Annotated in this window: 26 protein-coding genes; 14 read left to right on the top strand and 12 right to left on the bottom strand. The window is 65.8% G+C overall.

The window, feature by feature from the left end:
* Both P8X75_04230 and bchI read right to left on the bottom strand, forming a co-directional pair.
* The gene (locus P8X75_04230; GenBank protein MEJ1994409.1) at positions 1-1,848 is read right to left on the bottom strand and encodes a magnesium chelatase subunit D; all 1,848 of its coding nucleotides are present in this window, start codon (positions 1,846-1,848) and stop codon (positions 1-3) included.
* A gap of 21 nt (positions 1,849-1,869) precedes the next feature.
* Positions 1,870-2,889, bottom strand: coding sequence for a magnesium chelatase ATPase subunit I (gene bchI, locus P8X75_04225; GenBank protein ID MEJ1994408.1), 1,020 nt, complete (start codon positions 2,887-2,889; stop codon positions 1,870-1,872).
* Positions 2,890-3,213: 324 nt separating this feature from the next.
* Between bchI and P8X75_04220 the strand changes: the two genes are divergently transcribed.
* The gene (locus P8X75_04220; GenBank protein MEJ1994407.1) at positions 3,214-3,756 is read left to right on the top strand and encodes a hypothetical protein; all 543 of its coding nucleotides are present in this window, start codon (positions 3,214-3,216) and stop codon (positions 3,754-3,756) included.
* 44 nt (positions 3,757-3,800) lie between these two features.
* The gene (locus tag P8X75_04215) at positions 3,801-4,979 is read left to right on the top strand and encodes an ATP-grasp domain-containing protein (protein ID MEJ1994406.1); all 1,179 of its coding nucleotides are present in this window, start codon (positions 3,801-3,803) and stop codon (positions 4,977-4,979) included.
* Here P8X75_04215 and P8X75_04210 read toward each other — a convergent pair.
* On the bottom strand, positions 4,954-6,351 hold the full coding sequence (locus P8X75_04210; GenBank protein ID MEJ1994405.1) for a cytochrome P450: 1,398 nt from the start codon (positions 6,349-6,351) through the stop codon (positions 4,954-4,956). The two genes, P8X75_04215 and P8X75_04210, sit on opposite strands and share 26 nt — an antisense overlap.
* A 79-nt stretch (positions 6,352-6,430) precedes the next feature.
* Here P8X75_04210 and P8X75_04205 point away from each other — a divergent pair, with 79 nt between their 5' ends.
* The gene (locus tag P8X75_04205; protein MEJ1994404.1) at positions 6,431-7,198 is read left to right on the top strand and encodes a hypothetical protein; all 768 of its coding nucleotides are present in this window, start codon (positions 6,431-6,433) and stop codon (positions 7,196-7,198) included.
* Between the two features lie 24 nt (positions 7,199-7,222).
* Here the strand turns inward: P8X75_04205 and P8X75_04200 are convergent, their stop codons facing one another.
* From P8X75_04200 to crtI, 3 genes are all read right to left on the bottom strand, one after another.
* A complete protein-coding gene (locus P8X75_04200; GenBank protein ID MEJ1994403.1) occupies positions 7,223-7,498 on the bottom strand; it encodes a DUF4242 domain-containing protein in 276 nt (91 codons plus the stop codon).
* Positions 7,499-7,581: 83 nt separating this feature from the next.
* A complete protein-coding gene (locus tag P8X75_04195) occupies positions 7,582-9,132 on the bottom strand; it encodes a phytoene desaturase (GenBank protein MEJ1994402.1) in 1,551 nt (516 codons plus the stop codon).
* Between the two features lie 84 nt (positions 9,133-9,216).
* Entirely contained in the window at positions 9,217-10,710 is a 1,494-nt protein-coding gene (gene crtI, locus P8X75_04190) for a phytoene desaturase family protein (protein ID MEJ1994401.1), read from the bottom strand.
* 361 nt (positions 10,711-11,071) lie between these two features.
* On the opposite strand from crtI, the gene ectA reads away from it, so the two are divergent.
* The 4 genes from ectA (at position 11,072) to P8X75_04170 (ending at position 15,207) form a co-directional block, all read left to right on the top strand.
* Positions 11,072-11,671, top strand: a complete 600-nt coding sequence (gene ectA / locus P8X75_04185; protein ID MEJ1994400.1) for a diaminobutyrate acetyltransferase — start codon at positions 11,072-11,074, stop codon at positions 11,669-11,671.
* Between the two features lie 128 nt (positions 11,672-11,799).
* Positions 11,800-13,095 carry a diaminobutyrate--2-oxoglutarate transaminase gene (gene ectB, locus P8X75_04180; GenBank protein MEJ1994399.1) on the top strand — a complete coding sequence of 432 codons (1,296 nt, stop codon included), beginning with the start codon at positions 11,800-11,802 and terminating at the stop codon, positions 13,093-13,095.
* 69 nt (positions 13,096-13,164) lie between these two features.
* A complete protein-coding gene (locus P8X75_04175) occupies positions 13,165-13,566 on the top strand; it encodes an ectoine synthase (protein ID MEJ1994398.1) in 402 nt (133 codons plus the stop codon).
* Positions 13,567-13,665: 99 nt separating this feature from the next.
* Positions 13,666-15,207, top strand: a complete 1,542-nt coding sequence (locus P8X75_04170; protein MEJ1994397.1) for an aspartate kinase — start codon at positions 13,666-13,668, stop codon at positions 15,205-15,207.
* Between the two features lie 114 nt (positions 15,208-15,321).
* Here the strand turns inward: P8X75_04170 and P8X75_04165 are convergent, their stop codons facing one another.
* On the bottom strand, positions 15,322-15,915 hold the full coding sequence (locus tag P8X75_04165) for a LysE family translocator (protein MEJ1994396.1): 594 nt from the start codon (positions 15,913-15,915) through the stop codon (positions 15,322-15,324).
* A gap of 120 nt (positions 15,916-16,035) precedes the next feature.
* Between P8X75_04165 and P8X75_04160 the strand changes: the two genes are divergently transcribed.
* Positions 16,036-16,491, top strand: coding sequence for a hypothetical protein (locus P8X75_04160; GenBank protein ID MEJ1994395.1), 456 nt, complete (start codon positions 16,036-16,038; stop codon positions 16,489-16,491).
* Between the two features lie 65 nt (positions 16,492-16,556).
* Here P8X75_04160 and P8X75_04155 read toward each other — a convergent pair whose 3' ends face one another.
* From P8X75_04155 to P8X75_04140, 4 genes are all read right to left on the bottom strand, one after another.
* Complete coding sequence (locus P8X75_04155; GenBank protein MEJ1994394.1) at positions 16,557-17,639, bottom strand: YeeE/YedE family protein; 1,083 nt, start codon at positions 17,637-17,639, stop codon at positions 16,557-16,559.
* A gap of 106 nt (positions 17,640-17,745) precedes the next feature.
* A complete protein-coding gene (locus P8X75_04150) occupies positions 17,746-18,042 on the bottom strand; it encodes a metalloregulator ArsR/SmtB family transcription factor (protein ID MEJ1994393.1) in 297 nt (98 codons plus the stop codon).
* Positions 18,043-18,132: 90 nt separating this feature from the next.
* Positions 18,133-18,642, bottom strand: coding sequence for a heme-binding protein (locus tag P8X75_04145; GenBank protein ID MEJ1994392.1), 510 nt, complete (start codon positions 18,640-18,642; stop codon positions 18,133-18,135).
* Positions 18,643-18,657: 15 nt separating this feature from the next.
* Positions 18,658-19,065 carry a hypothetical protein gene (locus tag P8X75_04140; protein MEJ1994391.1) on the bottom strand — a complete coding sequence of 136 codons (408 nt, stop codon included), beginning with the start codon at positions 19,063-19,065 and terminating at the stop codon, positions 18,658-18,660.
* 139 nt (positions 19,066-19,204) lie between these two features.
* Here P8X75_04140 and P8X75_04135 point away from each other — a divergent pair, with 139 nt between their 5' ends.
* Positions 19,205-19,942: a cytochrome c biogenesis protein CcdA gene (locus tag P8X75_04135; GenBank protein MEJ1994390.1), complete on the top strand. Its 738-nt coding sequence runs from the start codon at positions 19,205-19,207 to the stop codon at positions 19,940-19,942.
* Here the strand turns inward: P8X75_04135 and P8X75_04130 are convergent, their stop codons facing one another.
* Positions 19,943-20,686, bottom strand: coding sequence for a hypothetical protein (locus P8X75_04130; GenBank protein ID MEJ1994389.1), 744 nt, complete (start codon positions 20,684-20,686; stop codon positions 19,943-19,945).
* Positions 20,687-20,769: 83 nt separating this feature from the next.
* On the opposite strand from P8X75_04130, the gene P8X75_04125 reads away from it, so the two are divergent.
* The 5 genes from P8X75_04125 (at position 20,770) to soxA (ending at position 23,881) form a co-directional block, all read left to right on the top strand.
* Complete coding sequence (locus P8X75_04125) at positions 20,770-21,357, top strand: thioredoxin family protein (protein MEJ1994388.1); 588 nt, start codon at positions 20,770-20,772, stop codon at positions 21,355-21,357.
* Between the two features lie 316 nt (positions 21,358-21,673).
* Positions 21,674-22,129, top strand: a complete 456-nt coding sequence (gene soxX / locus P8X75_04120; GenBank protein ID MEJ1994387.1) for a sulfur oxidation c-type cytochrome SoxX — start codon at positions 21,674-21,676, stop codon at positions 22,127-22,129.
* A gap of 11 nt (positions 22,130-22,140) precedes the next feature.
* Positions 22,141-22,596 carry a thiosulfate oxidation carrier protein SoxY gene (gene soxY / locus P8X75_04115; protein ID MEJ1994386.1) on the top strand — a complete coding sequence of 152 codons (456 nt, stop codon included), beginning with the start codon at positions 22,141-22,143 and terminating at the stop codon, positions 22,594-22,596.
* Between the two features lie 26 nt (positions 22,597-22,622).
* Complete coding sequence (gene soxZ, locus P8X75_04110) at positions 22,623-22,949, top strand: thiosulfate oxidation carrier complex protein SoxZ (GenBank protein ID MEJ1994385.1); 327 nt, start codon at positions 22,623-22,625, stop codon at positions 22,947-22,949.
* A 59-nt stretch (positions 22,950-23,008) separates the two neighbouring features.
* Entirely contained in the window at positions 23,009-23,881 is an 873-nt protein-coding gene (soxA, locus tag P8X75_04105; GenBank protein ID MEJ1994384.1) for a sulfur oxidation c-type cytochrome SoxA, read from the top strand.
* Positions 23,882-23,997: the final 116 nt, after the last annotated feature.

The following is a 23,997-nucleotide window of genomic DNA, read 5'->3' as shown; positions in this document are numbered from 1 at the left end:
TCAAGCCCCCCGTCCCGCGGGCTGGCTGCGTTTTGCGGCGTCGGCCGCCGCGCGTGCTTCCCGGCTGAGCGCGCCCGCGTCGGCGCGCGGCAGGTGCAGGTACCGCGCGCCCATGGCCTCGGCCAGTTCCGCGGCCTTGGGTTCGGGCCGTCTGCCGCTGTCGATCAGAACGCCCTTGAGGCCCGCTCCCCGGAAACGCCGGGCGGCGCCCAGCGCGTCCTCGCGCGCCTTGGCGCGATCCGCCGTGCCGTCGAGCGCGATGTTGCCCCGCCCATCGGTCAGCAGCACCAGGAAGGGCGTCTCTCCACGCGCCAGCAAACTCTCCCCAAGCTGTGCCCCGGAAAGGATGGCCGAGGCCAGCGGGGTCGGCCCGCCGCCCGGCAGGCTTGAAAGCTCGCGGCGCGCGCGGGCAAGGGAGCGGGTCGGCGGCAAGAGCAGTTCGGCGGCCTCCCCCCGGAAAGCGATCAGCGCCACCTGATCGCGCCGCACGTAGCTCTCCTGAAGCAGGATCTCAGCCGCGCCCTTCACCTCGGCCAGCCGTTGCAGGGCCGATGAGCCGGAAGCGTCCACGACCAGCAGCGTCGTGGTGCGGCTCGTCGCCTGACGCCGCTTGATACGAAAGTCTTCGCGCCGCACCTGGATCACCTGGGCGGCCTCTCCGCCTGCCCGCTCGCGTTCGCGGCGGCGCGCGGACTGCCAGGGCGCGGCGCTGCGCAGGGTCGCCAGAAGATCGAGCCTCTGGCCGCCCTTCGGTTCACCCGGTCTGGGTCCCAGCGGGCGGCCCCGCTGGGTGCTGCGCCGCTTTGCCCCGCTGCGCCCGGCGGGCGCGGAGCGGCGGCGCTCGCCGAGGGCCGCCAGTTCGCGCAGCAACTGGCTGGGCAGGGAGGCGATCGCCGCCTCGACCACCAGGTCCTCCAGTTTCATGTCGCCCTGATCCTGCTCGTTCTCGGGCTCTTGAGGCTCCTTATCCTCGGGTTCCTCGGGCTGCGGCTCCTCTTCCTGCTGATCGGGCGGCGCCGGCAGGAAGCGGGCGCGCGGCGCGAGCACCAGCCGCGCGGCCAAGGCCAGATCCTCCTGTCCGATCCGGCGCTCACCCGCCAGTGCGGCGGCGGCCCGCGCGGTGCGCAAGGCCAGGAGCGGCGCACGCAGCGAGTCGATCCCGATTGCGAGCGCCCCGCCGCAGAGCGCCTCCAGCGCCTCGGCCTCCCCTTCGAAGCCTTCGGGCGGGCAGGCGGCAAGATGCGCGCGCGCCTCGGCCACGGCCCCGGAGGTCATGCCATTGTCTTGAAGATCGCGCAGCGAAAAGCCGTTGAGGTCGAGGTGGAAGGCGAGGCGGTCCTTCAGGCCTTCGGGCGCCGCCTCCTCCTTCGCAGCGCCTTCGTCGAGCGCGACCACGGCGAAGCGGGCCGGCGCTTCCAGCCGGAAGCCCTCGCGCTCCATTTCGACCGCGCCCCGGTCCAGAACCTGGGCGATGCGCCCCGCCGTCTCCGCCCCCAGGCGCTCGGCCATGGCGAGGATCACGAGGCCGCCGTCGCTCTCGGCCAGCACGCCCCGGCTGGCGAGCGGCCTTCCGGCCTTCAGCGTCGCCGCGAGGTCGAGCCCGCCGAACAGCCGTTCGTCCTCAATCCCCGCCGGGACACGCCGCAGGGGCGCGCCCGCCGGCAAAAGCGCTTTCATGTGGTCAAGCCAGGCGTCGCGCATCGGGCCTGGACCCGCGCGCAGCACCGCCCCGCCAAGCCCCAGGGGATCGACCGCCAGCAACGCGGCGGCGAGCTGGGCGTCCGCCCAGGCGGGGCCGCGGTCCTGTTGTTGAGGGGGCTCGGCCACAGGGGCCGTTGCGGCCGTCATCTTGCCCTACTCTGCATGACTCTAAAGGGTCTCCGCCACGGCGCGCTCGATCCGGACGGAGGAGCCGCTGTCGTCCAGGGGATCGCGCCGCAGCCGGTGGCTCAGCGCCAAGGGCGCGAGGCGTTTCAGATGCTCCTTGGTCACGCTCTTGGCGCCTTCCAGCGCGGCGAGAGCGCGTCCCGCGCGGATCAGGGTCAGCTCGCCGCGCAGGCCGTCGCTGCCCACCGCGATGCAGAGCCGTGCGCAGGCCTCCATCACCTTGTCGGAGACCGTGATCGAGCCCAGGCGCTCACGCGCCTTGACCAGGGCGCTGCGCTGCTGGCCCTGCTTGCGCTTCCACTTGGCCAGGAAGGCGTCGGGGTCGCGCTCATAGGCGTCCCGGCGGCGCACGATCTCGATGCGGGTCTTCAGGTCGTCGGGCGTGCGCACCTCGACCGAGAGTCCGAAGCGATCGAGCAGCTGCGGGCGCAGCTCTCCCTCCTCCGGATTGCCGCTGCCGATCAGGACCAGCCGCGCGGCATGGCGCAGGCTGAGCCCTTCCCGCTCCACCACGTTCTCGCCCGAGGCGGCGACGTCCAGCAGCAGGTCGACCAGATGGTCTTCAAGCAAGTTGGCTTCGTCGATGTAGAGAAAGCCGCGGTGGGCGCGCGCCAGAAGCCCCGGCTCGAAGTGCTTCTCGCCATGCAGCAGCGCGCGTTCGATGTCGAGCGCGCCGACGATGCGGTCCTCCGTGGTGCCCAGCGGCAGATCGACGACCGGGACGGGAACGCTCTGGGTCTTCAGGGTTCCGGCCTTCTCCTTGGCACGGCAGTCCTCGCAGAGCGCCTTGCCGGCCTCCGGGTCGCAGTTGAAGCGGCAGCCCTTGACCACCTTCATGGAGGGCAGCAGGGCCGCCAGCGCGCGCACCGTCGTCGACTTGCCGGTGCCGCGATCCCCAAAGGCGAGCACCCCGCCCACCGACGGGTCCACCGCCGCCACCAGAAGCGAGAGTTTCAGGTCGTCCTGGCCGACGATCGCGGTGAAGGGAAAGGGCTGCTTCATGCGGGTGTTCCTGTGTCTTGATCTTGCCTGTCGCGCGCCAGAGTCTGTGCTCTTTCCTTGACGGATGCAAATCCTGCTTCGTGAGAGAGTGTCTATTTTTTGAGACACTTTTCCCACCGAATTCAGCCCGACCTGCATCTTAAGAGATCACGAAGATGTCCTCTCACGGCGCTATATTATGTGATATTTCAGATAATTAAAGCTCCACCTGCCTGGAAATCCTCTATCTCGCTTGCAGAGAGGTCAAGCGGCGGGATAGGCTATGTGTCAACTTTGTAGTGTCCACTAAAAAGGACAGTTGTCTCTAGCGACTGCGGTGGAACCATGGAACAGAACAGCAGCATCTTGGAGCGAAAAGGCGAAGGAGAGGGCCATGCGGAACGCAAGGCCATCGTCGCCACTTTTTGGGAGAGCGAGTCCGACGCCGAAGGCCTCCACCACTACGCGGGACCCCTGGACCTGCGCGAGGGCGGGATGGCCGACGCCGAAGGCGCGGAGTACGTTGAGATGTGGATGCTGCTGTGCCGGCGCATCAATCTTCTGGAGCACGACCGCCGCGTGGTGAGCCTTCTGGACGCCTGGTCCTTCATGCCCTACTTCGTCGCGACCAGCGACGATCCGGAAGTCGCCCATTGGCTGGCCCTGCTCGACGCCCTACAGAACAAGCTGCCGCTGCGCGCCTGCCAGACCTGCGGCGATCTTTTCCAGCCCGGCGAGCAACGCCGTCAGGTAAGCTGTCCGGGCGGCTGCCGCGAGCCCGCGCCGCAGGAAAAACGGCGCGGCGCGATCAACCGGGAGATCCGGGCCCGCCCCGCCGCGCGTCCCGGCTTCTCCTCGCGCCAGCTGCATTCCAAGAGCGAGCTCTGATCGCCGGGGCGGCCCGCGCCCCGGACTAGACAGGAGCGGCCCCCATGGCCCCGACCGTCCTTCTGACCCTGGGGCGCCTACCCAAGGCGCTCGACCTCGCGCGCGGCTTCGCGGAAGCCGGATGGCGCGTGGTGATCGCGGAGCCCTTCAGGTGGCACCTCGCCCGTGTCTCGCGCAGCGTCGATAAGTGCATCCGGCTGCCCTCGCCCGTTCAAGACCCGGCGGGCTATCGCCGCGCGCTCCTCGAAGCGATCCGGAGCGAGGGCGTCAGCCTCGTGGTGCCGGTCTCCGAGGAGGCGCTGCATGTCGTGGCTGCGGCTCCTCAGTTGCCGCCGGGCGTGCGGCTCTTCTCAGAACCCCTGGAGCGGCTTCTGGCACTGCACGACAAGCTGCGCTTCATCCGGCTGGCGGGGGACTATGGGCTGCCGGCGCCGGAGACCCATCTGCTGGGCAGGCCCGAGGCCGCGGACCTGGCGGGGCGGAGCGCCACGGTCCTGAAACAGGTCCATAGCTGTTCGGGAAGCGGCTTGAAGTTCCTGCAACGGGGAGAGGCCCTGCCTACGCCCGGCAGCCTCCCGCCCACGGTGGTTCAGGCAAAGCTGGAGGGACGCCACCTCTCCAGCTTCACCCTGGCCGAGAACGGCAAGGCGCGGGCGACGGTGGTCTATGAGGGAACGGTCTTTTCCGGCAGCGTCGCGGTCGCCTTCCGGCGGGCCGAAGAACCCGAGACCGCGCTTTCCTGGATCGACCGCTTCTTGGAGAAGAGCGGCTATTCCGGCTTCATCTCCTTTGACTTCATCGAGCCCGAGGGCGGCCCCTGTCAGGCGATCGAGTGCAACCCCAGGGTCACCAGCGGCATCCATTTCCTGGAGCCGCGCGCGCTGGCCCAGGCGGTGATCGATCCGGGCGCGCGGACCCCTGTGCCCTTCCGGAAGGAGACCCGGCTGCAACAGGTCCTGCCCTGCCTGACGGAGACGCAGGCGGCGCTATTCACCGGCAAGGATTTTCGCGCAAAGCTGCGCCAGCTCTTGGGGTCCAGGGACGTCACCTGGGCCTGGCACGATCCCCTGCCGCTTCTGCTGATGACCTTCACCTCCTATGAGATCCTGCTGCCCTCGATCTTCCAGGGCCTGACCTTCGGGGAAGCGGCGACCCGCGACATCCTCTGGACGGAGCCGCCGGACGGCGGCGCGGTGCCTACCCCGCAGCCCGGCGCACCTTGAGGCGTATCTGCTCGGCCGGGCGCGTGGTCAGGCGCGCGACGGGGCGGACCTTCTCAGGCTCCAGCACCTCGAAATCGAAGCGCCGCAGCAGGCGCGCCAGGATCAACGCGCTCTCCACCGTCGCGAAGGCCGCCCCGATGCAGACCCGCGGCCCCTGTCCGAAGGGGATGTAGGCGGCTTGCGTGATGCGACTCTCCCGGTCCGGGCTGAAGCGGTCGGGGTCGAAGGCGTGGGGGTTGTCCCAATAGGCTTCGTGGCGGTGCATGGTCCAGGGGGAGATCATGATCATGGCCCCCTTCTTCACCTTGAAGCGCCCGATCTGCGTGGCCTCGGCGGCAACGCGCGGGATGAAGGTGATGGGCGGATAGAGCCGAAGCGTCTCCCGGAAGACATTGCGGGTATAGACCAGCTTCTTGGTGTGCTCGAAGGTCACCTCGCCCGCGCCCACCACCTCCTCCACCTCGGCGCGGAGACGCGCCAGCACCTCCGGCTGGGTGGCGGCGATGAAGAAGACCCAGGTCAGCACGCTGGCCGTGGTCTCGTGCCCCGCCAGGAAGAAGACGCCAAGCTGGTCGATCAGTTCCTCGCGGGTGAAGGCCTCGCCGCTTTCGGGATCGCGCGCCGTGATGATGGCCGAGGCGATGTCGTTGTAGTCTCGCCCGCCCTCTTCCAGATGGCTGTCCAGCAGCTCGCCCAGGTGTTGGCGGATGCGCTGGCAGGCGGCCAGCACCTCCTCATGCTGCGGCACCTTGGACCAGGGCTTGTCGAAGATGAGCCGCTTCAGCTCGACGTGGGAGACGCTGCGCTCGAAGAGCGCGAAGTCCTCGTAGACGGCCTTGGCGGTCTCCGACTTCAAGGGCGTGGTGAAGACCGTGCGGCAGATGATGTCGGCGGTGAGGTGGCTCATGGCCAGGTCGAGCGAGAAGGTCTCGCCACTCTCGGCCAGGCCGTCCAGGTGGTCTTCATAGTCGTCGACGGCGGCGCGCATGGCCTCGAAGGCCCGGTTGATGCGGATCAGGGTGAAGGCCGGGTCGATCATGCGGCGCTGGCGCTGCCAGGTCTCCCCGCTGGAGACGAAGATGGAATCGCCGACCAGCGGCTCCAGCGCACCGACCATCAGGTCGTTCTTCGGATAGATGCCGCTGGGGTCGGTCATGATGGAACGCGCCGCCGCCGGGTCGTTGATGATCAGGATCGAGCGGCGCGAATAACCGAGGTAGCCGACCGGCATCTTGTAAGCCGCCGCCGGCAGCAGGCTCAGGAGGTTGCCCTCGCCTGAGAGCGCCGTGCGGATCAACCCGCCGAGCGGCGAAAGCGGTTTGGGTCGCGGCGGGCAGTACAGGAGCGGGCGTTGCAGGGGCGGGCTGTGCATGGCTTAAGGGCGGTCCATTGGCGAAGATGACGGCGGCAGGTGTCTATACATCTTTACACTTTTGCCTGATAGTAAGGCCATGACTTTCGAGGCGGCATTCCATCTCTTCGTCACCGGCCACATCATCACCGGGTCGGTCGGCCTCTTGGCTTTCTGGGTTCCGGTGCTGGGCAAGAAGGGCGCACAGGCGCACCGCCTGGGCGGCAAGGTCTTCACCTATTCCATGCTGGCCACGGGAAGCCTCGCGATCCTGATCTCGATCACGACCATCCTGGCCCCGGTGGAAACCCATCCGCATCTGATGGCCCATCCGGATTTCGGCGACGCCGTGACCATCCGCGGCATCTTCGGCTGGATGATGCTCTATCTGGCGATCCTCACCATCAACCTCGCCTGGTACGGCTGGCTGGCGATCCGCAACAAGCTGAACCACGCCGCCAACCGCGAATGGAAGAACATGGCCCTGCAGGGAGTCCTGACCCTGGCCTCGGTCAACTGCCTCTATCAGGGTTACCTGATCGGGCAACCGCTGATGATGGCCATTTCGCTGGTCGGCTTCGCGACGGTGGGAACCAACCTCTGGTTCCTGCTGAAGCAGAAGCCGGGGGCGAAGGACTGGCTTCTGGAACACATCAAGGCGCTGGTCGGCGCGGGCATTTCGGTCTACACCGCCTTCTTCGCCTTCGGGGCCGTGCGCTTCCTGCCGGAAGCGGCGCTCACGCCCGCGCTCTGGTCGGTGCCGCTGATCGTCGGCCTGACCCTGATCATCTATCACCGCCGACAGGTCGCCCGCCCGCGCAGGGCGCGCGCCGCCGGCTCCGCCGGCCCGGCGTCGCCCGCCTCCTGACCTCGACGACTGAAAGAATCCGCCTCAGCTCTTGGCCGTGGTGGGGTCTATCATGCGCTTGATCTCGGTCACCTTTGTGGCCGGAAAGCCCGAGAGTTCGGCGTGCTCTTGGATCGCGCCTTCATCCTCGGCCAGATAGACGCAGAAGGTCTTGTCGCCCGCGACATAGGAGTGCTGCCACTGCACCCTCGGGGCCAGTTGCTTCAGCGCTTCATTGGACTTCTGCGCGGCCTCGCGAAGCTCATGATGCTCCATGCTGCCGACCGCCGGGAGGTCCCTCTCGATTACAAACATCCGCATTTTCGTCTCTCCCTACTCGTCGATCCGTCCATTATCGGACAGAACGGTATCCCGGTCTTCGGATTTCTCAATGTTAAAAAGCTTTACCGATGGGCTCCAGGCGCCAAGAAAACTGCCGGGTCGGGCGCCACCTCATCGAGGATGCGCGCAGAGGACAGCACCCCCGGAACGCCCGCGCCCGGATGGGTCCCGGCGCCGACCAGGAACAGGTTCTCCAGCTCCTCCGAACGGTTGTGCGGCCGGAACCAGGCCGACTGAAAGAGCTTGGGCTCAATCGCGAAGGCCGCACCCTTGACCGAGAGCAGCCGGTCCTGAAAGTCGAGCGGGGTCAGCAGCCGCGAGGTCACGATCTCCTTGGAGAGCCCCGGCAGCAGCGTCTCCTCCAGGCGCTTCTCGATCGCCTGGCGATAGGGTTCCGCCCGCTCGCGCCAATCCACCCCGGCGCCGAGATGGGGAACGGGCGCCAATACATAGAAGGCGTCGCAGCCCTCGGGCGCCAAAGAGGGGTCGCTGGCGCTTGGGCGGTGCAGATAAAGCGAGAAGTCCTCGGCCAGCCGTTTGCGCTGGAAGATGTCGCGCAGCAGTTCCTCGTAGCGCGGCCCCAGCACCATGGTGTGGTGATAGACATCCTCGTAGCGGCGCTTGGTCCCGAAGTACCAGACGAAGAGGCTCATGGAGAAATCCCGCCTCTCCAGCTTGCGGTCGCTCCAGCGCTTGCGCGGCCGCTCGGAAAGGAGCTTCTGATAGGTCCAGGCGCTGTCGGCGTTGGACACCACGATATCGGCCGACAGGGTCTCTCCGCCCTTGAGCCGGACACCGGTTGCGCGACCGCCCTCGGACAGGATCTGCTCCACCTCGCAGTCGTATCGCAGCCGCCCGCCCTGCCCCTCGATCAGATCGCAGAGGCCCCTGACCAGCGCGCCGGTGCCGCCCAGTGCGAAATGCACGCCGTGCTTTCGCTCCAGATGGGCGATCAGGCAGTAGTAGGCCGTCGCCGAAAGCGGGTTGCCGCCGATCAAGAGCGGATGGAAGGAAAAGACCACTCTCAAGTGCGGATTGGTGAAGTACTTGCAGACCGTGGAATAGACCGAACGGTGCCCACCCAGGCGGATCAGGTCGGGCGTGGACTTCAGCGTGAAGCCCAGGCTGTGGAAGGGAACGTCGGCCAGTTCCTCGAAGGCGACCTCGTAGATGTCCCGGCTGACCTCCATGAAGCGGTCGAACCCGGCGACGTCCTCGGGCGCGAAGCGGGCGACCTCGGCCCGCATGGCCTCCTGGCTGCCGCTGTAGTTGAACACCATGCCGTCGTCGAAGCGGATCTTGTAGAAGGGGTCGATGGCGCGCAGCTCGACATGGTCGGCGAGCTTCTTGCCGCAGAGCGCCCAGAGGTCCTCGAAGAGGTAGGGGGCCGTGATGATGGTAGGCCCGGCGTCAAAGGTGAAGCCATCCTGGCGAAAGGTGTAGGCCCGCCCGCCCGGCGCATCCAGCTTCTCCAGCAGCGTCACGCGGTAGCCCCGCGCGCCCAGGCGCACGGCGGCGGCCAAACCGCCGAAGCCTGCGCCGATCACGATGGCGCGGGCTCCTCCCCCGCCGGTCTCCGCCTTGGGGGTCTCTTCGGTCTGGCTGTCGGGCATTCCTTGCTTGTTTCCTCCGGCCACCTGCCTGTTGCCCGCAAGCCTAGCAGCATTCACCAGGGCCCGCGTCCAAAAATCAGCGCTCTAGGCCCCCTCGAAAATGCGCGCGGCGGCGAGGCGCCCGGACATCGCCGCCATGGGGATGCCGGGACCCGGATGAACCGATCCGCCCGCCAGGTAAAGACCCGGCAGGCGAGAGGCCGCGCCCAGGCGCTGGAAGGATCCGAAGGCTCCGTGATTGGCGCGCCCGTAGAGCGCGCCGCCGGTGCCGGGGAAAAGCGCATCGAAGCCCGCCGGTCCCGTGGCCACGCCGCTCTCAGGGCCTCCCTCAAGCTCCAGGCCGCAGCGGGAAAGCAAGCGTTCCGTGCGCCCCCATAGCTCCGCCATCAGAGCCTCGTCCATTGGCGCGCTGTCACCGTCGGCGGGCGCGTTGATCAGAAGAAGCAGGCGTTCGGGCGCGTCCCCGGGATCGGCCAGCCCCTCCCCGCGGTCCTGGGCGCAGAGGTAGACCGTCGGCGCGTCGGTAATGCCCCGGCGCTGGAAGATTTCCGCGAACTCCCGCTCGTAGTCCTCGGCGAAGAAGACGTTGTGATGGGCCAGCGGAAAGCCGCGGGTCTTGGTGTTGAGGCACCAAGTCACGGCGGAGAGGGAGCGCGCGGGCGGCGGCGTCACCGGCGCGGCCCGCCGCAGCTCCTCCCCCAGCAAGCCCTGGCCCAGCGCTGAGACATCCCCGTTGAAGACCACGGAGCCCGCTATCAGACGCTCCCCGCCCGCCAGCTCAACGCCCGTCACCCGACCGCCTTCGACCAGAAGGCGTTCGACCGACGCCCCGTACCGGAGTTCCGCGCCCTGACTCACGGCCAAGGCCGCGAGCGCCTCGGCGACCTTGCGGATGCCGCCTTCGACCCGCCAGACCCCATCCTGCTCGACGTGCGCCACCAGCATCAGCGTGGCCGGTGCCAGATAGGGCGAAGAGCCGCAATAGGTGGCGTAGCGCCCGAAGAGCTGGCGCAGACGCGGGTCCTCGAAATACGCGCCCAGCGCGGGCATCAGCCTGTCGAATGGCCGCAGACGCCAGAGTGCGCCCAGGCGATGGGCGCCCACCCGCAGCGTCAGGTCCAAGGGAGAGGGGCGCTGTGCGGCGATATAGCTGTCTCGCAGCGTCAGATAGACCTCCCGCGCCCTGGCGCAGAAGGCCCGGTAGCCCGCCGCCTCCTTCGCGCCCGCAAAGGCGGCGATGGCCTCGGCGGAGCGGTCCTCCTCGGCGAAGAGGTCGAGGCGTCCGCCTGCCCGCCAGGCATGGCGGGCGAGCAGGCTCATGGGCTCCAGGGATAAGGCGTCGGAGAGGCGCTGGCCGCAGTCCTCGAAGAGTCCCTCGAAGATCCAGCGCATGGTGAAGACGGTGGGACCGGCGTCGACGCCCAGGCCTCGGGCCTCGACCTGACGCAGCTTGCCGCCCGGATAGGCCATGCGTTCGAGCAGCGTCACCTTCGCGCCCCGCCGCGCAAGATCGGCGGCGGCGCTCAGACCGCCCATACCCGCCCCGACGACGATGACCGAATCGCGCTCCTCCGCCATGGGCCGAACGCTAGCACAGCTTTCACCGGGCGGGTCAGCCTCCTTTGGAGCGCCTGAACGGCTTTTCTGAGGAGACTTCGTTTGACATCGCGGCGCGAAGGCCCACGTAGAGGAGGCTCGAACCCAGGGGCTCAAGGAGGAGACGAACGCTAAAGCGTTGATTAATAAATGTTTCCTCAGAGGAATTGTTATGAACGCGCCCCTCAAGGCTGTCGTCGATTCGACAAAAATGTCGCTCTGAGAACCGCAGTTTTCCGGGACTTACAGCGCTTTTTATGACGCATCCTTGATATTTGAGGTCGCTTCCACTACATTCCCTCCTGCGAGCCGACCGGAACGTAATTAACCAAATCGGGAAAGCATGAAACTCCAGGCCGACATCGTCACCGGGCGTTCTTCCGACTTCGCCAACGAGGAAGAGCCCATCATTCTCCGCGCCCCGCGCGCGGACGACGGCACCGCCGTCAATGAGCTTATCGAGCGCTGCAAGCCGCTGGACGAGAACTCCGTCTACTGCAACCTTTTGCAATGCTCTCACTTCAACGACACCTGCGTGGTGGCCGAGATGGATGGCGAGATCGTCGGATTCGTCTCCGGCTATCTCCTGCCCAAGCAGGACGACACGCTGTTCATCTGGCAGGTCGCCGTCGACAAGAAGGCGCGCGGCCGCAGTCTGGCCCAGCATATGATCCTGGATCTGCTGCGCCGCCCGGTCTGCAACGAGGTCACCTCGCTGCACACCACCATCACGCGTTCGAACAAGCCCTCCCAGGGATTGTTCTCCGCGCTCGCCGACAGGCTGGAAGCCGACGTCAAGAATCGGGTCCTGTTCGACGAGGAGAAGCATTTCGATGGGGACGCGCCGAGCGAAGTGCTCTGGCAGATCGGCCCCTTCGACCCGCAGGCCGTGGCGGACTTCCCGCCCGCCGAGGGTATCGAGCCGTTAAGGACGGCTGCCTGATCCGAACCGAGATCAGCCGCTACCGATAATCACCAAGAAACGAACGAGAGTTGGCGCCTGCCCGGCAGTGAGCGGGGCGGGCCGCCTCCTACACACCTTCGCATTGAGACACCAAGGAGACTACCGTCATGTCTAACGATAACACTCCCACCGTTTTCGAACGCCGCGAGTCCAAGGTCATGAGCTACGCGCGCTCCTTCCCCACGACCTTCGAGACGGCTGAAGGCGCCTGGCTGACCAACGCCGAGGGCGAGCGCTATCTCGACTTCCTCTGCGGCGCGGGCAGCCTCAACTACGGCCATAACGACCCTGACATGGCCGCCGCGCTGGCGAGCTACATCCAGTCCGGCGGAATCACCCAGGGTCTGGACATGCACACCAAGGCCAAGGCCGAGTTCCTGGAAAGCTTCGAGCGCTTGATCCTGGAGCCGCGCGGCATGGACCACGTGGTGCAGTTCACCGGCCCGACCGGCGCCAACTGCGTCGAGGCCGCGCTGAAGCTGGCCCGCCGCATCAAGGGCCGCGAAGGCGTCATCTCCTTCACCAACGGCTTCCACGGCGTGACGCTGGGCGCGCTCGCCGTGACCGGCAACGAACATCACCGCGGCGCCGCCGGCGTGCCGCTCGAGCATTCCCCCACCCTGCCCTTCGACGGCTACATGGGCGAGGGCGTGGACACGGTCGCCTACTTGGACCGCGTCTTGAGCGACGCCTCTTCGGGCGTCACCCTGCCGGCCGCCGTGATCGTCGAGTGCGTGCAGGGCGAGGGCGGCCTCAACGCCGCCAGCTTCGAGTGGCTGAAACGCCTGGAGGAGACCTGCCGCAAGCACGACATGCTGCTGATCGTCGATGACATTCAGGCGGGCTGCGGGCGCACCGGCACCTTCTTCTCCTTTGAGCCGGCCGCCATTCAGCCGGACATCGTGACGCTCTCCAAGTCGCTCTCCGGCATGGGTCTGCCCATGGCGGTGACCCTGATCCGCCGTGACCTGGACGTCTGGAGCCCGGGTGAGCACAACGGGACCTTCCGCGGCAACAACCATGCCTTCGTGACCGCCAAGGTCGCGCTGGAGAAGTTCTGGGCGGACGACAGCCTCGCCTGGCGCGTGCGCCACAAGGGCGAGCTGATCCGCCGCCGTTTCGAAGCGCTGGCCGAAGCCTATCCGCGGGTCACGCGGGAACTGCGCGGCCGCGGCATGATGCAGGGCATCGCGCTCACCTCCGGCGAGACGGCCGGGAAGATCTGCGCCGCCGCCTTCGAGCGTGGCCTGATCATCGAGACCAGCGGTCCCGAGGACGAGGTCGTGAAGTGCCTTGCGGCCCTCACCACCCCGGAAGAGGACCTGCAACAGGGCTTCGATATTCTGGAGGCCGCCTTCGCCGACGTGCTGGGCGCGGCCCCCACGGTCGTGGCCGCCGAGTGAAACGGCGCCGAGACCCAATAAACGCCAGAAAACCTGAATTCACACCGGACCCGAAAGGAGCCGATTAAAATGATTGTCCGCACTTTGCAGGACTGTGAAAAAACCAACCGCCGCGTCGTCACCAAGACTTGGGAGTCGACGAGGCTCTCGCTGGCCGACGACAAGATGGGGTTCTCCTTCCACATCACCACCATCTACGCCGGAACCGAGACGCCCATTTGGTACAAGAACCATCTGGAGACCGTCTATTGCATGGAAGGCGAGGGAGAGATCGAGACCACCTCCGACGGGAAGGTCTATCCGATCACCCCGGGCACGGTCTACATCCTGGACAAGCACGACCAGCACCTGCTGCGTGCCTCCAAGGACTTGAAGCTCGCCTGCGTCTTCAACCCGCCGCTTAACGGCCGCGAGGTGCACGACGAGGATGGCGCCTACAAGCTGAACGAGGACGCTCTGGTCGAGGGCTAAGCCCCAACCGACCGGAGACCGCCGGCCGGGCTTCCCCGGTCCCGGCGACTCCTCCGACCGGCTGGTCCAGATCAAGAAACACGAGGAACAAGAACCGTCATGTCTGAAGAAAGCAATCAACAGGAGCGTTCTTCGCAACAGCGCTCCCCCCGCGAGGCCGCGGAACACTCCGTCCATAAGATCGGCGGAACCTCCATGGCCGACACCGATGCCGTCTTGAACAACATCTTCCGCGTCGGCGCGCCCGATGAGGAACTCTACAACCGCATATTCGTGGTCTCCGCCTACAGCGGATTCACCGACCTGCTGCTCGAGAACAAGAAGACCCACGAACCGGGCGTCTACCAGCTCTACGCAGGGTCGGAATCGGATTGGGCCTGGGGCGACGCGCTCAACGAGGTCGCCGAGAAGATGTACGCGCGCAACCGCGAGATCTTCGATGAAGACGCCGACCTCAACGCCGCCGACAGCTTCATCCGCGAGCGTATCGAGGGCACCCGCTCCTGTCTGGTGGACCTGCACCGTCTGTGCAACTACGGCCACTTCAAGCTCCAGGAGCACCTCAACACCGTGCGCGAGATGTTGAGCTCTCTGGGTGAAATCCACTCGGCGCACAACACCGTGCTGCTGCTGCGCAAGAAGGGCGTCAAGGCCACGCTGATCGACCTTTCCGGCTGGCGCGACAAACAGTCCCGCTCGCTCGACGAGCGCATCGAAGCCGCGTTCGAGGGCAAGGACCTGAGCCGCGAACTGCCGGTCGCCACCGGCTACAGTCAGGCGCCGGACGGCATGGTGCGCCGCTACGGTCGAGGTTATTCCGAGATCACCTTCTCGCGCATCGCCTACCTGACCGATGCGCGCGAGGCCGTGATCCACAAGGAGTACCACCTCTCCTCCGGCGACCCGAAAATCGTGGGCGAAGACAAGGTGCGCCCCATCGGCAAGACCAACTACGACGTGGCCGACCAGCTTTCCAACATGGGCATGGAGGCGATCCACCCGCGCGCGGCCAAGGCGCTGCGCCAGAAGGGCATCCCGCTGCGCGTGGTCAACACCTTCGAGCCCGAGCACCCCGGCACCGCCATCCTCGATGGCTGGGAGCCCGAGCAAGCGGGTCCGGAGATCGTCACGGGTCTCGCCTCGGCCGTGGAACTGGAGGTCTTCGACCAGGACCACGTCGGCGAACCCGGCAGCGAGGAGCCGGTTATCCGCGCGCTGTCACGCTTCAACATTCCCACCGTCACGAAGTCGATCAACGCCAACTCCGTGACCCACTACGTGCAGGCGCCCTTGAAGCAGGTGCGCAGGGCCATGACGGCGATCCAGGAGGAACGCCCGGAGGCCGAGTTGCGCACGCGCAAGGTCGCCATCGTGTCGATCATCGGGGCGAAGCTGAAGAGCGCGCCGCTCTTCAGCAAGGCCCTCTCGGCGCTGGACAAGGGCGGCATCGAGCCGCTCGCCAGCATCTGCCCGAGCCGTTGGGTCGACCTGCAGTTCGTGCTCAGCGAGTCGGACTACGAGAAGGCCATCAGCCTTCTGCACGACGTCATCCTTTCTGAGGATGCGGGTGAGCGAAGCACCCGTGGCGCCAAGGTCCCCGAAAAAGAGACCGTAGGCGCCTCCGCTACGCTGGCGGCATAATAAAAAATCAAGCCGCCAGCAGGCATGACGGACCTGGAGTGGGCCGGTGCGGGCAAGTCCCGCCCGGCCCTTTTTTCATGACCGCTGTTTCAGCCGCTCTGCTTCTTGGCCGCTCTACTGAGTTGGCGCGAAGGCCGCCAGGGCGACGACCGCCAGCATGGAAAGCGCCATCAGGATATTGATGATGAACTGCGTGCGCTGCGGCAGGTCGAGCCGGTGGAGCGTCACGCCGGCGGCCAGCCACAGGAAATGGATCGGGATCCAGATCGCGTTCATGATCGCGAACTTGATGATCACCTCCCAGAGCGGCGCTTCGGACAGGAAGGCGAAGCCCGAGAAGAAGGTGGTGTTGACCGCATAGCACTTCGGATTGATCGCCTGGAGCATCACGCCCCCGATGAAGCCCGGCGCCTTGGCCTTTTCGATGAAGGCGATCTTGGAGCCCGCCAGCGCGATGCGCGTCGCCAGATAGAAGAGATAGGCAACAGACGCATAGAGCAGCACCGTCCGGATCCAGGGCACGGCCAGGACCGCCGCGGCCAGGCCGCTCACCACCGCCAGCGCGACCAGGTTGTTGCCCAGCCAGAGCCCCGTCACGTAGTAGGTCCCGGCGCGCACGCCAAAGCTTGAGCCGACCCCGGCGGTGGAGAGAACGCCCGGGCCCGGGGTGATGATCAGGAAGAAGACGGCGGCGGCATAGGTGAGCATGACTGACCTTCTACCGCGTTAAGCCGCTGACATTCAATCGCGCCGGACGCTATGTCGGCGGGCCGCTCCTGGGGTAAGCTCTTTGAGAGCCAGGAATTATTGAAGCAGGAGGCACCTCAGATGTCCTTCACCCGCATTGTCTGCGCCGCTCTTCTAGGTCTGGCCCTGCTCGCGCCGCCGCTGGCGGCCAAGGCGCAGCAGGGCTTCGCCGACCACTATCTGGCGCTCTACGTCACCGACAACGACGTCGACAAGATGAACTCGGCGCTCTCCATCGCGACCAACGTCTCGCAGTTCTACAGCGAACGCGGCGAGGTGCTGGAGGTCGAGATCATCGCCTTCAACGCCGGGCTCCACATGCTGCGCAAGGACACCTCGCCAATCGCCGACCGGCTGGAAAACTTCGTCGCCTCCATGCCAAACGTCAGCTTCGTCGCCTGCGGCAACACCATCGACACCATCACGCGGATCGAGGGAGCGGAACCGCCGATCTTCGAGTTCTCCGGCTATGTGGTGGCGGGCGTGGCGCGCCTGATGGAGCTGGACCAGATGGGCTACACCATCGTGAAGCCCTAGGCGTCGGGACGCCTCAAGAGCAGCCGTCGGCGGGACGCCTCAAGCGCGGTCCCCGGCGGGACGCCTCAAGAGCGGTCGACGAAGAGCGGCGTGAAGCCGCCGTAGACCAGGATCCGCACGCCCACGATGCCGCCGATCCAGATCGAGGCCAGCGCCAGGAAGGAGGTCAAGGCCAGGGTTCCAACCCCGGTGACGCCCTGCCCGATGGTGCAGCCCATGGCGACCACCCCGCCGAAGCCGATGGCCGCCGCGCCGAAGAGGTGGCGGCGCATCTCCCGCAGATCGTCGAAACCCTCCCAGTTCGCCTCCCCGCTGGTCACGGCGGCGAGACTGGCGCCCGCGAGCGTGCCGAAGACCGTTCCGATCCCGAAGGTGATGGTGGAACCGGAGAAGGTCATGAGATAGACCAGCCCGTCACCCACCGGGCGTATATAGGTGTAGGAGCCGAGAGGCTGTGGCTCGAAGGGATCGTTGCCCGCCACGCCTGTGATCAGCCAGCCGGCGACGATGACGAGCCCGACCAGCAGCCCCCCGAGAGCCGCCAGGGGACGTGCCCGGAACAGAGGATCGCGAAAACACCAGAAGAGAATGCCGCCGGAGATCGCCACGCTTAAGGCGGTGCGCAGCCCCAGCTCCGAAAGACCGCTCACGGCCGAGAGCAGACCCGGCAGGTCTTGCAGCGTACCCGCCGGCAGGACGTAGGCCGTCGCCTCGATCACCTCTTCGCGGAAAATGCCGGTCAAGCCGCGCATGGTCATATAGCCGACCACGCCGATCACCAGCATGTCGAAAAAGGCGCGAAGGTCGCCGCCGCCCAACCGCAGGAGGCTGCCGAAACTGCAGGTGCCGATGGCCGCCATGCCCAAGCCGAATATGAGGCCGCCGGCGATCGCGCCCAGCCAGTTGATCTCGTTGCTGATATGGAAACTGTCGGTAAGGTCGATGACGCCGGTCAGATGGAGCCCCTGGGTCCCCAGGATCGAGACCGCGATGGCGAGCGCCCACATGCGCGCCTGGGTGAAGTCCGCCCCGAAGGCGGCACTTTCAATGGCGCTTAGGGTGCAAAACCTCAGCCGCCGCGCGACGAACCCCAACAGCACGCCGCCCAGACCGCCGAGTAAAGCCACGATCGTCGTGACCGAGAGCATTCAGCAAGACCTTCCGGTCGTTCCTCACCAAGGCTCCATGCGCTCTTTTTAGGTCGGGCGCCCCTTCAAGGGAACGCCCCGGCGCCTTGCCTTCTCAATAGAGAGATTAACAGCCCTTGCCGTCCTTCGCGCAATAGAGATCGTACAGAGTCGAGATGATCTTGTAGATCTCGGGCGTGGCGATGGAATAGTAGATCGCCTTGCCGTCGCGGCGCGCCACCACCAGGCGGTCGGCCCGCAAGCGCGCAAGCTGCTGCGAGACGGCGGGCTGACGCATGGTCAAAAGTTCTTCGAGTTCGGCCACGCTGCGCTCGCGTTCGGCCAGAAGGCAGAGGATCAGGAGACGGCTTTCATGCCCCAGCGCCTTCAGCACATCGGCTGCGCGTCGGGCGTTGCTCAGCATATCCCTGTTGAAGTCCAGAAGTTCTGAGGCATCCACGGCTTCTTTTCCCCTTCTTATACAGCGCAGTAGAGCAACTCTACCCGCAACCCCCTAGAAGGCCAATTGATCGGCCACGGCGTCGATGCCTGCTTGCGCGCAGTTTTCGTCGTCCAGGCCGCTGGGCGCACCGGACACGCCGACGGCGCCCACCATTGTGCCCGCGGCGTCCACCGGCAGGCCACCGCCCAGCATCAGGGCATTGGTGACGTCGCGCGCGCCAAAGGCCTCCTGCCCCGGCGCCGTCGCCTCGGAAAGTTCGGTCGTCGGCGCGCGGAAGGACACGGAGGTCCAGGCCTTGCGCTGGGAGGTGGAGGTGGTGTGAGGTCCGGCGAAGCGGTCGCGCAGCACCACTTGCGTGACACCGAAACGGTCGACCACGGCGACGGCCACCTGGAAGCCCTGCTCGCGGCAGCTCTCAAGCGCGGCCTGCGCCAACTCCAAGGCGACCTCGACCTTCATCACCTGGAGGTTGACCAGCGCCTCGTTGTCGTCTTGAGCCTCGCTCGCGGCGGGCAGAGAGAGCGCCATCAGCGCGAAGGCGGCGGCAAGCATGCGTTTCATCTTGGATCCTCCCTGTCAGTTGGTCGCCGGCGCGGTTGCTCCGCCCGGCAGTTTCTGGAGCATTCCGGCCAGAATGCCCCAGAAGAAATCCTCGCCCGGATAGCCCAGAAGCCGCGCAACCTCCTTACCGTCATGCATCAACACGAAGGTCGGGGTGTAGTGCACCGGCTTCAAGCCCTTCAGGTCTTCAGGACGCTGGTCATGGATATCGACACGGCGCAGCGGCGCGACCTTGGCTTCCTCGGTTTTCGGATAGATCGGGCCGATCTCTTCATGCCAGGCGAGGCACCAGCTACAGCCGGCCTCCTCGAACATCACCAGTTCGGTGGTCGCCGCCGCCGGCCGGGCGCCGTACAGCACAAGAATGGCAAGCGCGAAAGACGCAAAGAAAGCCGCCGTCCTTCTGGTGATGGATCCCGTCACTTGAAAGCCCGTCCTTCGATTCACTCCATCAAGCGTAAGCGCCCGATCGAGATTCCTTCAATTTCGGGCTTCATTATATAGAAAAATTATAATATGTCTATCTCACGCCACCCCCGAAGTTCGGCCTCAGGAGGCAGCCTTGATTGACGTTACCTACCCCGGCGCATTCCTGGCGGGCATCCTTTCGTTCCTCTCGCCCTGCGTGCTGCCGCTGGTGCCGCCCTACCTCTGTTTCGTGGCCGGGGTCAGCCTCGATGAGCTGGTGGCGGAAGGCGACCGGCCGTCAAAGCGCACGGCGCAGGTCATGGCCTCCGCCGCGGCCTTCGTGGCCGGATTCATCACCGTCTTTACGATCCTGGGCGCCACCGCTTCGGCCCTGGGCCAGGCCATGGCGGAGCACTTCGATATTCTTGCCTACATCGCTGGCGCGGTGCTGATCCTGCTCGGCCTGCACTATGTCGGGCTCCTGAAGATCCAGTGGCTCTACCGCGAACTCCGCTTCCATCCGGAGAGCAAGAAGGCCGGCCTGATCGGCTCCTTCTTCGTGGGGCTCGCCTTCGCGTTCGGCTGGACTCCCTGTGTCGGGCCGGTGCTGGCGGGCATCCTGATGCTGGCGGGCACCGAACAGTCCATCGCCGAGGGCACGGGCCTGCTGCTGGCCTATGGGCTTGGCATCGGCGTGCCCTTCCTGGCCGCCGCCTACTTCGCCGGACGCTTCATGGGCTTCGCGCAGAAGTTCCGGCGGCATCTGCCGATGGTGGAGCGGGTGCTGGGCGTGCTGCTGATCCTGACGGGCATTCTGTTCATGACCAACGGCATGGCGACCATCGCCTACTGGATCCTTGAGGCCTTTCCCTCGTTGGGGCGGATCGGCTGATCAGCCGAAACGGAAGAAGATCAGGTACTGGGCCGAACGCAGTTCGCGCAGCACGTTGATGATGCGCGCCGGGCTCTGTTCCAGGACGCCCCGCCGCAGCGGCGGCATGCCTTCATAGAAGATATCGAACAGACGGCGGAACTCCGGGTCCTGGCGCAGCTCTGGCGAGGCCATGGCTTCGCAGCGGCTGGCCTCGTACTCCACGATCGCGGCCCTGGAGACGATTTCCACCTGCGAGTCTATCTGGCCCAAGTCGGGCATGGCGTGGCGGTAGACCCAGAGAACGTCCATCGCCGCGGAGAACTCGCGCAGACAATCCGCCAGCAGATAGATCCCGTTGCGCCGCCGCAGGTCGCTCATCGCGGCGTGCAGCGGCTTCAGCAGTTCGCGCGCCGTCTCCGGATCGCCGGAGTCGATAGCGGCGAGCGCGGCGGCCGCGTCCTCGCCGATCCGCTCCAGCACCGTCGGGTAGGAGGGGTCCTCCGCAAAGGCGTCGGGCGGATTGGACCCGAAGCGCGCCTCCAGCGCCGCCCAGGCCTCCACCATCCCCTCCAGCTCAAAAGCCGCTGCGTCGAGATTTTCCGTGCGCAGATAAGAGCGTGCGGTGCGGTAGGGGCCGAAGGCTTCGGCAGTTGCTTCGTGGAAGGATTGCAGTTCCGAAGTTTGAGCGCGAGCCGGTCCGCTGAAGGCGGCGACCAGCGAGAGAGCGGCGAACAAACCGACGGCGACGCGGGGCAAGGTCATTTCCGAGGGCCTCCTCCGGCATTCGTATTGTGCTATTCGCAATATTGAATACAATACGTCCAAACGCTCGGGAGGTAAACGCCATGATCACGCGCCGCGCGCTTTTGAAAGATATCGGGGTTTCCGCCCTGGCCCTCGGGGCCGCCGGCGGCTTGGCGCAGCGCGCCTGGGCGGAGGAGCCGATCCTCACCGAGGATGGCCTTTATCGTCAGCCCTGGTTCCTGGAGAGCTTTCTGGAACTGGCCGACGACCTTGAGACCAGCGCCTCCTCGGGCAAGCGCTTTGCCGTGATGTGGGAGCTCAAGGGCTGCCCCTATTGCAAGGAGACGCACTTCGTGAACTTCGCGGATCCCGCGATCAACGACTACGTGCGCAGCAACTTCGACATCCTGCAGCTCAATATCATCGGCTCGCGCCGGGTGCTCGACTTCGATGGCGAAGAGCTGGCGGAGAAGGACCTCGCCCAGAAGTACGGCGTGCGCTTCACCCCCTCCTTCCAGTTCTTCCCGGAGAGCGCCGAGGGCCTGGCCGATCTGGCTCCCCGAGAGCGGGAGGTCGCGCGCCTGCAGGGCTACATGAAGCCCGAGCACTTCCTCGCCATGTTCAAGTACGTGGAAGCGGGCGCCTACGACGACATGAGCTTCCGCGAGTACCTGCGCCAGCAGGTCTAGGTCGAGGGAAACCAGCACTCGACGGCCTTTCAGGCCGTCGCGACACGAGAGTAATTTTATTGCTTTCGCAGTGCAGCATGCGTACACATAGAAAAACTCATATAAATGAATTGATTTATCTGTGTCTCACCGATAGGCTCTCCCGAGAGGCTGGGTAGAGCTTGGGGGATACCTCCTTCTCGCCGTCCCAGTCCGCTTTCGAGGCCTGCTGCCGAGCAACTCCGGCGGCTTCAACAGACCCCGCAGACAAGACAGGAGAGGGGCGGCAGGCGCAACGGTCGCGAAAGAGACCGAACCGGAGGGAGGAAGTCCGAGAATGGTCCGCAAGACCCTTACAATCACCGCGGGGGCGCTGGCCGCTCTGCTGTTCACGGGGCAGCAGGGCAGCGCGGAAGGCGTTTCCTATCAGGTGGTCGAGATGTCGATCCCCAAGCCGCTCACCGATGAAGCCGGCGACCCGCAGCGCGGGCGCGAGGTGGCGATCGGGCGCAAGCTGGGCAACTGCCTCGCCTGCCATCAGGTCAGCGATATTCCAGAAGAGCAGTTCCACGGAGAGGTGGGCCCGCCGCTGGACGGAGTCGCCGAGCGCTGGGATGAAGGCCAGCTTCGCCTGATCGTGGCGAACTCCAAGGCCGTATTCGAGGGCACGATCATGCCCGCCTTCCTGAAGACGGAAGGTTTCTACCGTAACCAGGACAAGTTCGAGGGTAAGTCCATCCTGACCGCTCAGCAGGTCGAGGACGTGGTCGCTTACCTCAAGACCCTTAAGTGAGGAACCAGTTCATGGAAAATCTCAATCGACGCCAAGTGATGGTGCTGGCCGTCGGCGCGGCCGCGGTCACCGCCCTTGGCCTGCCGAAGGGCCTGCTCGCCGGTCGCGAGGAGGCCATGGCCCAGGTCATGGAGTTCACGGGCGGCGCGACACCCAGCGAGGGTGGCGTCACGCTCGACATGCCGGAGATCGCAGAGAACGGCAACACAGTGCCGCTCAGCGTCTCGGTCGACACGCCGCAGACCGCGGACGAACACGCGCAGTCAGTCATGATCCTGGCCGCGGGCAACCCGAACCCGGGCGTGGCCACCTTCAACTTCACGGAGTTGAGCGGTGTCGCCGAGGCCACCACGCGCATGCGTCTGGCCGGCACCCAGGACGTCATCGCCGTCGCCAAGATGAACGACGGCTCCTTCCGCATGACCGAGACGGTGGTGAAAGTGACCATCGGCGGCTGCGGCGGTTGAACGAGATATTCAGGAGGGTATGAGATATGGCTACCCCTAGGCCCCGCGTGAAAGTGCCGAGCAAGGCCGCGCCCGGAGAGATCGTCGAGATCAAGACCCTGATCTCCCACACCATGGAATCGGGTCAGCGCAAGGATAAGGAAGGCAACGTTATCCCGCGCATGATCATCAACAAGTTCAGCTGCAGCTTCAACGGCAAGCCGGTCTTCTCTTGCGACATGCTGCCGGCCATTGCCGCCAACCCCTACATGCAGTTCTCGGCCAAGGTCGAGGAAAGCGGCACCTTCGAGTTCCGCTGGGATGAGGATGGCGGCGAGGTTTACACCACGACCTCCGACATCACGGTCGGCTAACCGAGACGGGAAAGCCCCGCCTCCTCCGTGAGCGCGGGGCAAAGGGAGGAAACGTCACAATGATCAACAACGTCAGTAGCAAACTGAGCTTCGCGGCATCGCTGCTCGCGCTCGGCCTGATCGCCGGGACGGCAGCGGCCCAGGAGTTGGTGCGCTCGGATGTCACCATCCCCTACCGCGAAGGCAACTATGTCTCCATCAAGCCGGCGCATCCTGAGAACCCGCTCAGCGAGGTGATCTCTGGCAACGAGTTCCGCACCGCGGAGACTCGCGAGCAGAACGCCGATGAGTTCCAGAACCCGGGCTACCTCCTCGTCGAGGAGGGCGCGCGGCTTTGGGAGATGGCCGACGGCACGGAGACTAAAGCTTGTGCCGACTGCCACGGCGACGCCGCCGATTCCATGTCCGGAGTCGGAGCGTCCTATCCCAAGTGGGACGAGAAGGCGGGTCAGCCTCTGGCTCTCCAGCAGCGCATCAACAGCTGCCGCGAGAACAACATGGGCGCCGAAGCCTGGGACTGGGAGTCGGGCGACATGCTGTCCATGGTCTCCTTCGTGAAGAACCAGTCTCTGGGTCAGCCCATGAAGCTGGACTTCAGCCAGGGCGACATGGAGACCTGGCGCAAGAAGGGTGAAGAGCTCTACTACACCCGCGTCGGCCAGCTCGACATGGCCTGCTCCAACTGCCACGAGGACAACTACGGCAACTTCATCCGCGCCGACATGCTGTCCCAGGGTCAGATCAACGGCTTCCCGACCTACCGCTTCAAGTGGCAGGGCGTGGGCTCTCTGCATCGCCGCTTCGTCGGCTGCATGCGCAACATCCGGGCCGAGCCTTATAAGCGCGGGTCGGACGAATACGTGGCGCTGGAGGTCTACCTCTCCTGGCGCGGCGAAGGACTGCCGCTGGAATCCCCGTCAGTCCGCAACTGATGTGATGGCGCCCCGCCGCGAGGGAGCGGCGGGGTGCCTCACCCTTTTGATCAACGGAATTAGGTTTATGAGGGCGCGGCATAAAGCCACCGCCAATGGGTGAAACGTTTCCCCGT

This window comes from Limibacillus sp. (genome assembly GCA_037379885.1).
Taxonomy (GTDB): Bacteria; Pseudomonadota; Alphaproteobacteria; order Kiloniellales; family CECT-8803; genus JARRJC01.
This window is presented reverse-complemented; position numbering and strand designations above follow the sequence as displayed.

Coding starts and splice junctions, on each gene's coding strand:
- P8X75_04230 (MEJ1994409.1), bottom strand. CDS start 1,848: ATGACGGCCGCAACGGCCCCTGTGGCCGAGCCCCCTCAACAACAGGAC.
- bchI (MEJ1994408.1), bottom strand. CDS start 2,889: ATGAAGCAGCCCTTTCCCTTCACCGCGATCGTCGGCCAGGACGACCTG.
- P8X75_04220 (MEJ1994407.1), top strand. CDS start 3,214: ATGGAACAGAACAGCAGCATCTTGGAGCGAAAAGGCGAAGGAGAGGGC.
- P8X75_04215 (MEJ1994406.1), top strand. CDS start 3,801: ATGGCCCCGACCGTCCTTCTGACCCTGGGGCGCCTACCCAAGGCGCTC.
- P8X75_04210 (MEJ1994405.1), bottom strand. CDS start 6,351: ATGCACAGCCCGCCCCTGCAACGCCCGCTCCTGTACTGCCCGCCGCGA.
- P8X75_04205 (MEJ1994404.1), top strand. CDS start 6,431: ATGACTTTCGAGGCGGCATTCCATCTCTTCGTCACCGGCCACATCATC.
- P8X75_04200 (MEJ1994403.1), bottom strand. CDS start 7,498: ATGCGGATGTTTGTAATCGAGAGGGACCTCCCGGCGGTCGGCAGCATG.
- P8X75_04195 (MEJ1994402.1), bottom strand. CDS start 9,132: ATGCCCGACAGCCAGACCGAAGAGACCCCCAAGGCGGAGACCGGCGGG.
- crtI (MEJ1994401.1), bottom strand. CDS start 10,710: ATGGCGGAGGAGCGCGATTCGGTCATCGTCGTCGGGGCGGGTATGGGC.
- ectA (MEJ1994400.1), top strand. CDS start 11,072: ATGAAACTCCAGGCCGACATCGTCACCGGGCGTTCTTCCGACTTCGCC.
- ectB (MEJ1994399.1), top strand. CDS start 11,800: ATGTCTAACGATAACACTCCCACCGTTTTCGAACGCCGCGAGTCCAAG.
- P8X75_04175 (MEJ1994398.1), top strand. CDS start 13,165: ATGATTGTCCGCACTTTGCAGGACTGTGAAAAAACCAACCGCCGCGTC.
- P8X75_04170 (MEJ1994397.1), top strand. CDS start 13,666: ATGTCTGAAGAAAGCAATCAACAGGAGCGTTCTTCGCAACAGCGCTCC.
- P8X75_04165 (MEJ1994396.1), bottom strand. CDS start 15,915: ATGCTCACCTATGCCGCCGCCGTCTTCTTCCTGATCATCACCCCGGGC.
- P8X75_04160 (MEJ1994395.1), top strand. CDS start 16,036: ATGTCCTTCACCCGCATTGTCTGCGCCGCTCTTCTAGGTCTGGCCCTG.
- P8X75_04155 (MEJ1994394.1), bottom strand. CDS start 17,639: ATGCTCTCGGTCACGACGATCGTGGCTTTACTCGGCGGTCTGGGCGGC.
- P8X75_04150 (MEJ1994393.1), bottom strand. CDS start 18,042: ATGCTGAGCAACGCCCGACGCGCAGCCGATGTGCTGAAGGCGCTGGGG.
- P8X75_04145 (MEJ1994392.1), bottom strand. CDS start 18,642: ATGAAACGCATGCTTGCCGCCGCCTTCGCGCTGATGGCGCTCTCTCTG.
- P8X75_04130 (MEJ1994389.1), bottom strand. CDS start 20,686: ATGACCTTGCCCCGCGTCGCCGTCGGTTTGTTCGCCGCTCTCTCGCTG.
- P8X75_04125 (MEJ1994388.1), top strand. CDS start 20,770: ATGATCACGCGCCGCGCGCTTTTGAAAGATATCGGGGTTTCCGCCCTG.
- soxX (MEJ1994387.1), top strand. CDS start 21,674: ATGGTCCGCAAGACCCTTACAATCACCGCGGGGGCGCTGGCCGCTCTG.
- soxY (MEJ1994386.1), top strand. CDS start 22,141: ATGGAAAATCTCAATCGACGCCAAGTGATGGTGCTGGCCGTCGGCGCG.
- soxZ (MEJ1994385.1), top strand. CDS start 22,623: ATGGCTACCCCTAGGCCCCGCGTGAAAGTGCCGAGCAAGGCCGCGCCC.
- soxA (MEJ1994384.1), top strand. CDS start 23,009: ATGATCAACAACGTCAGTAGCAAACTGAGCTTCGCGGCATCGCTGCTC.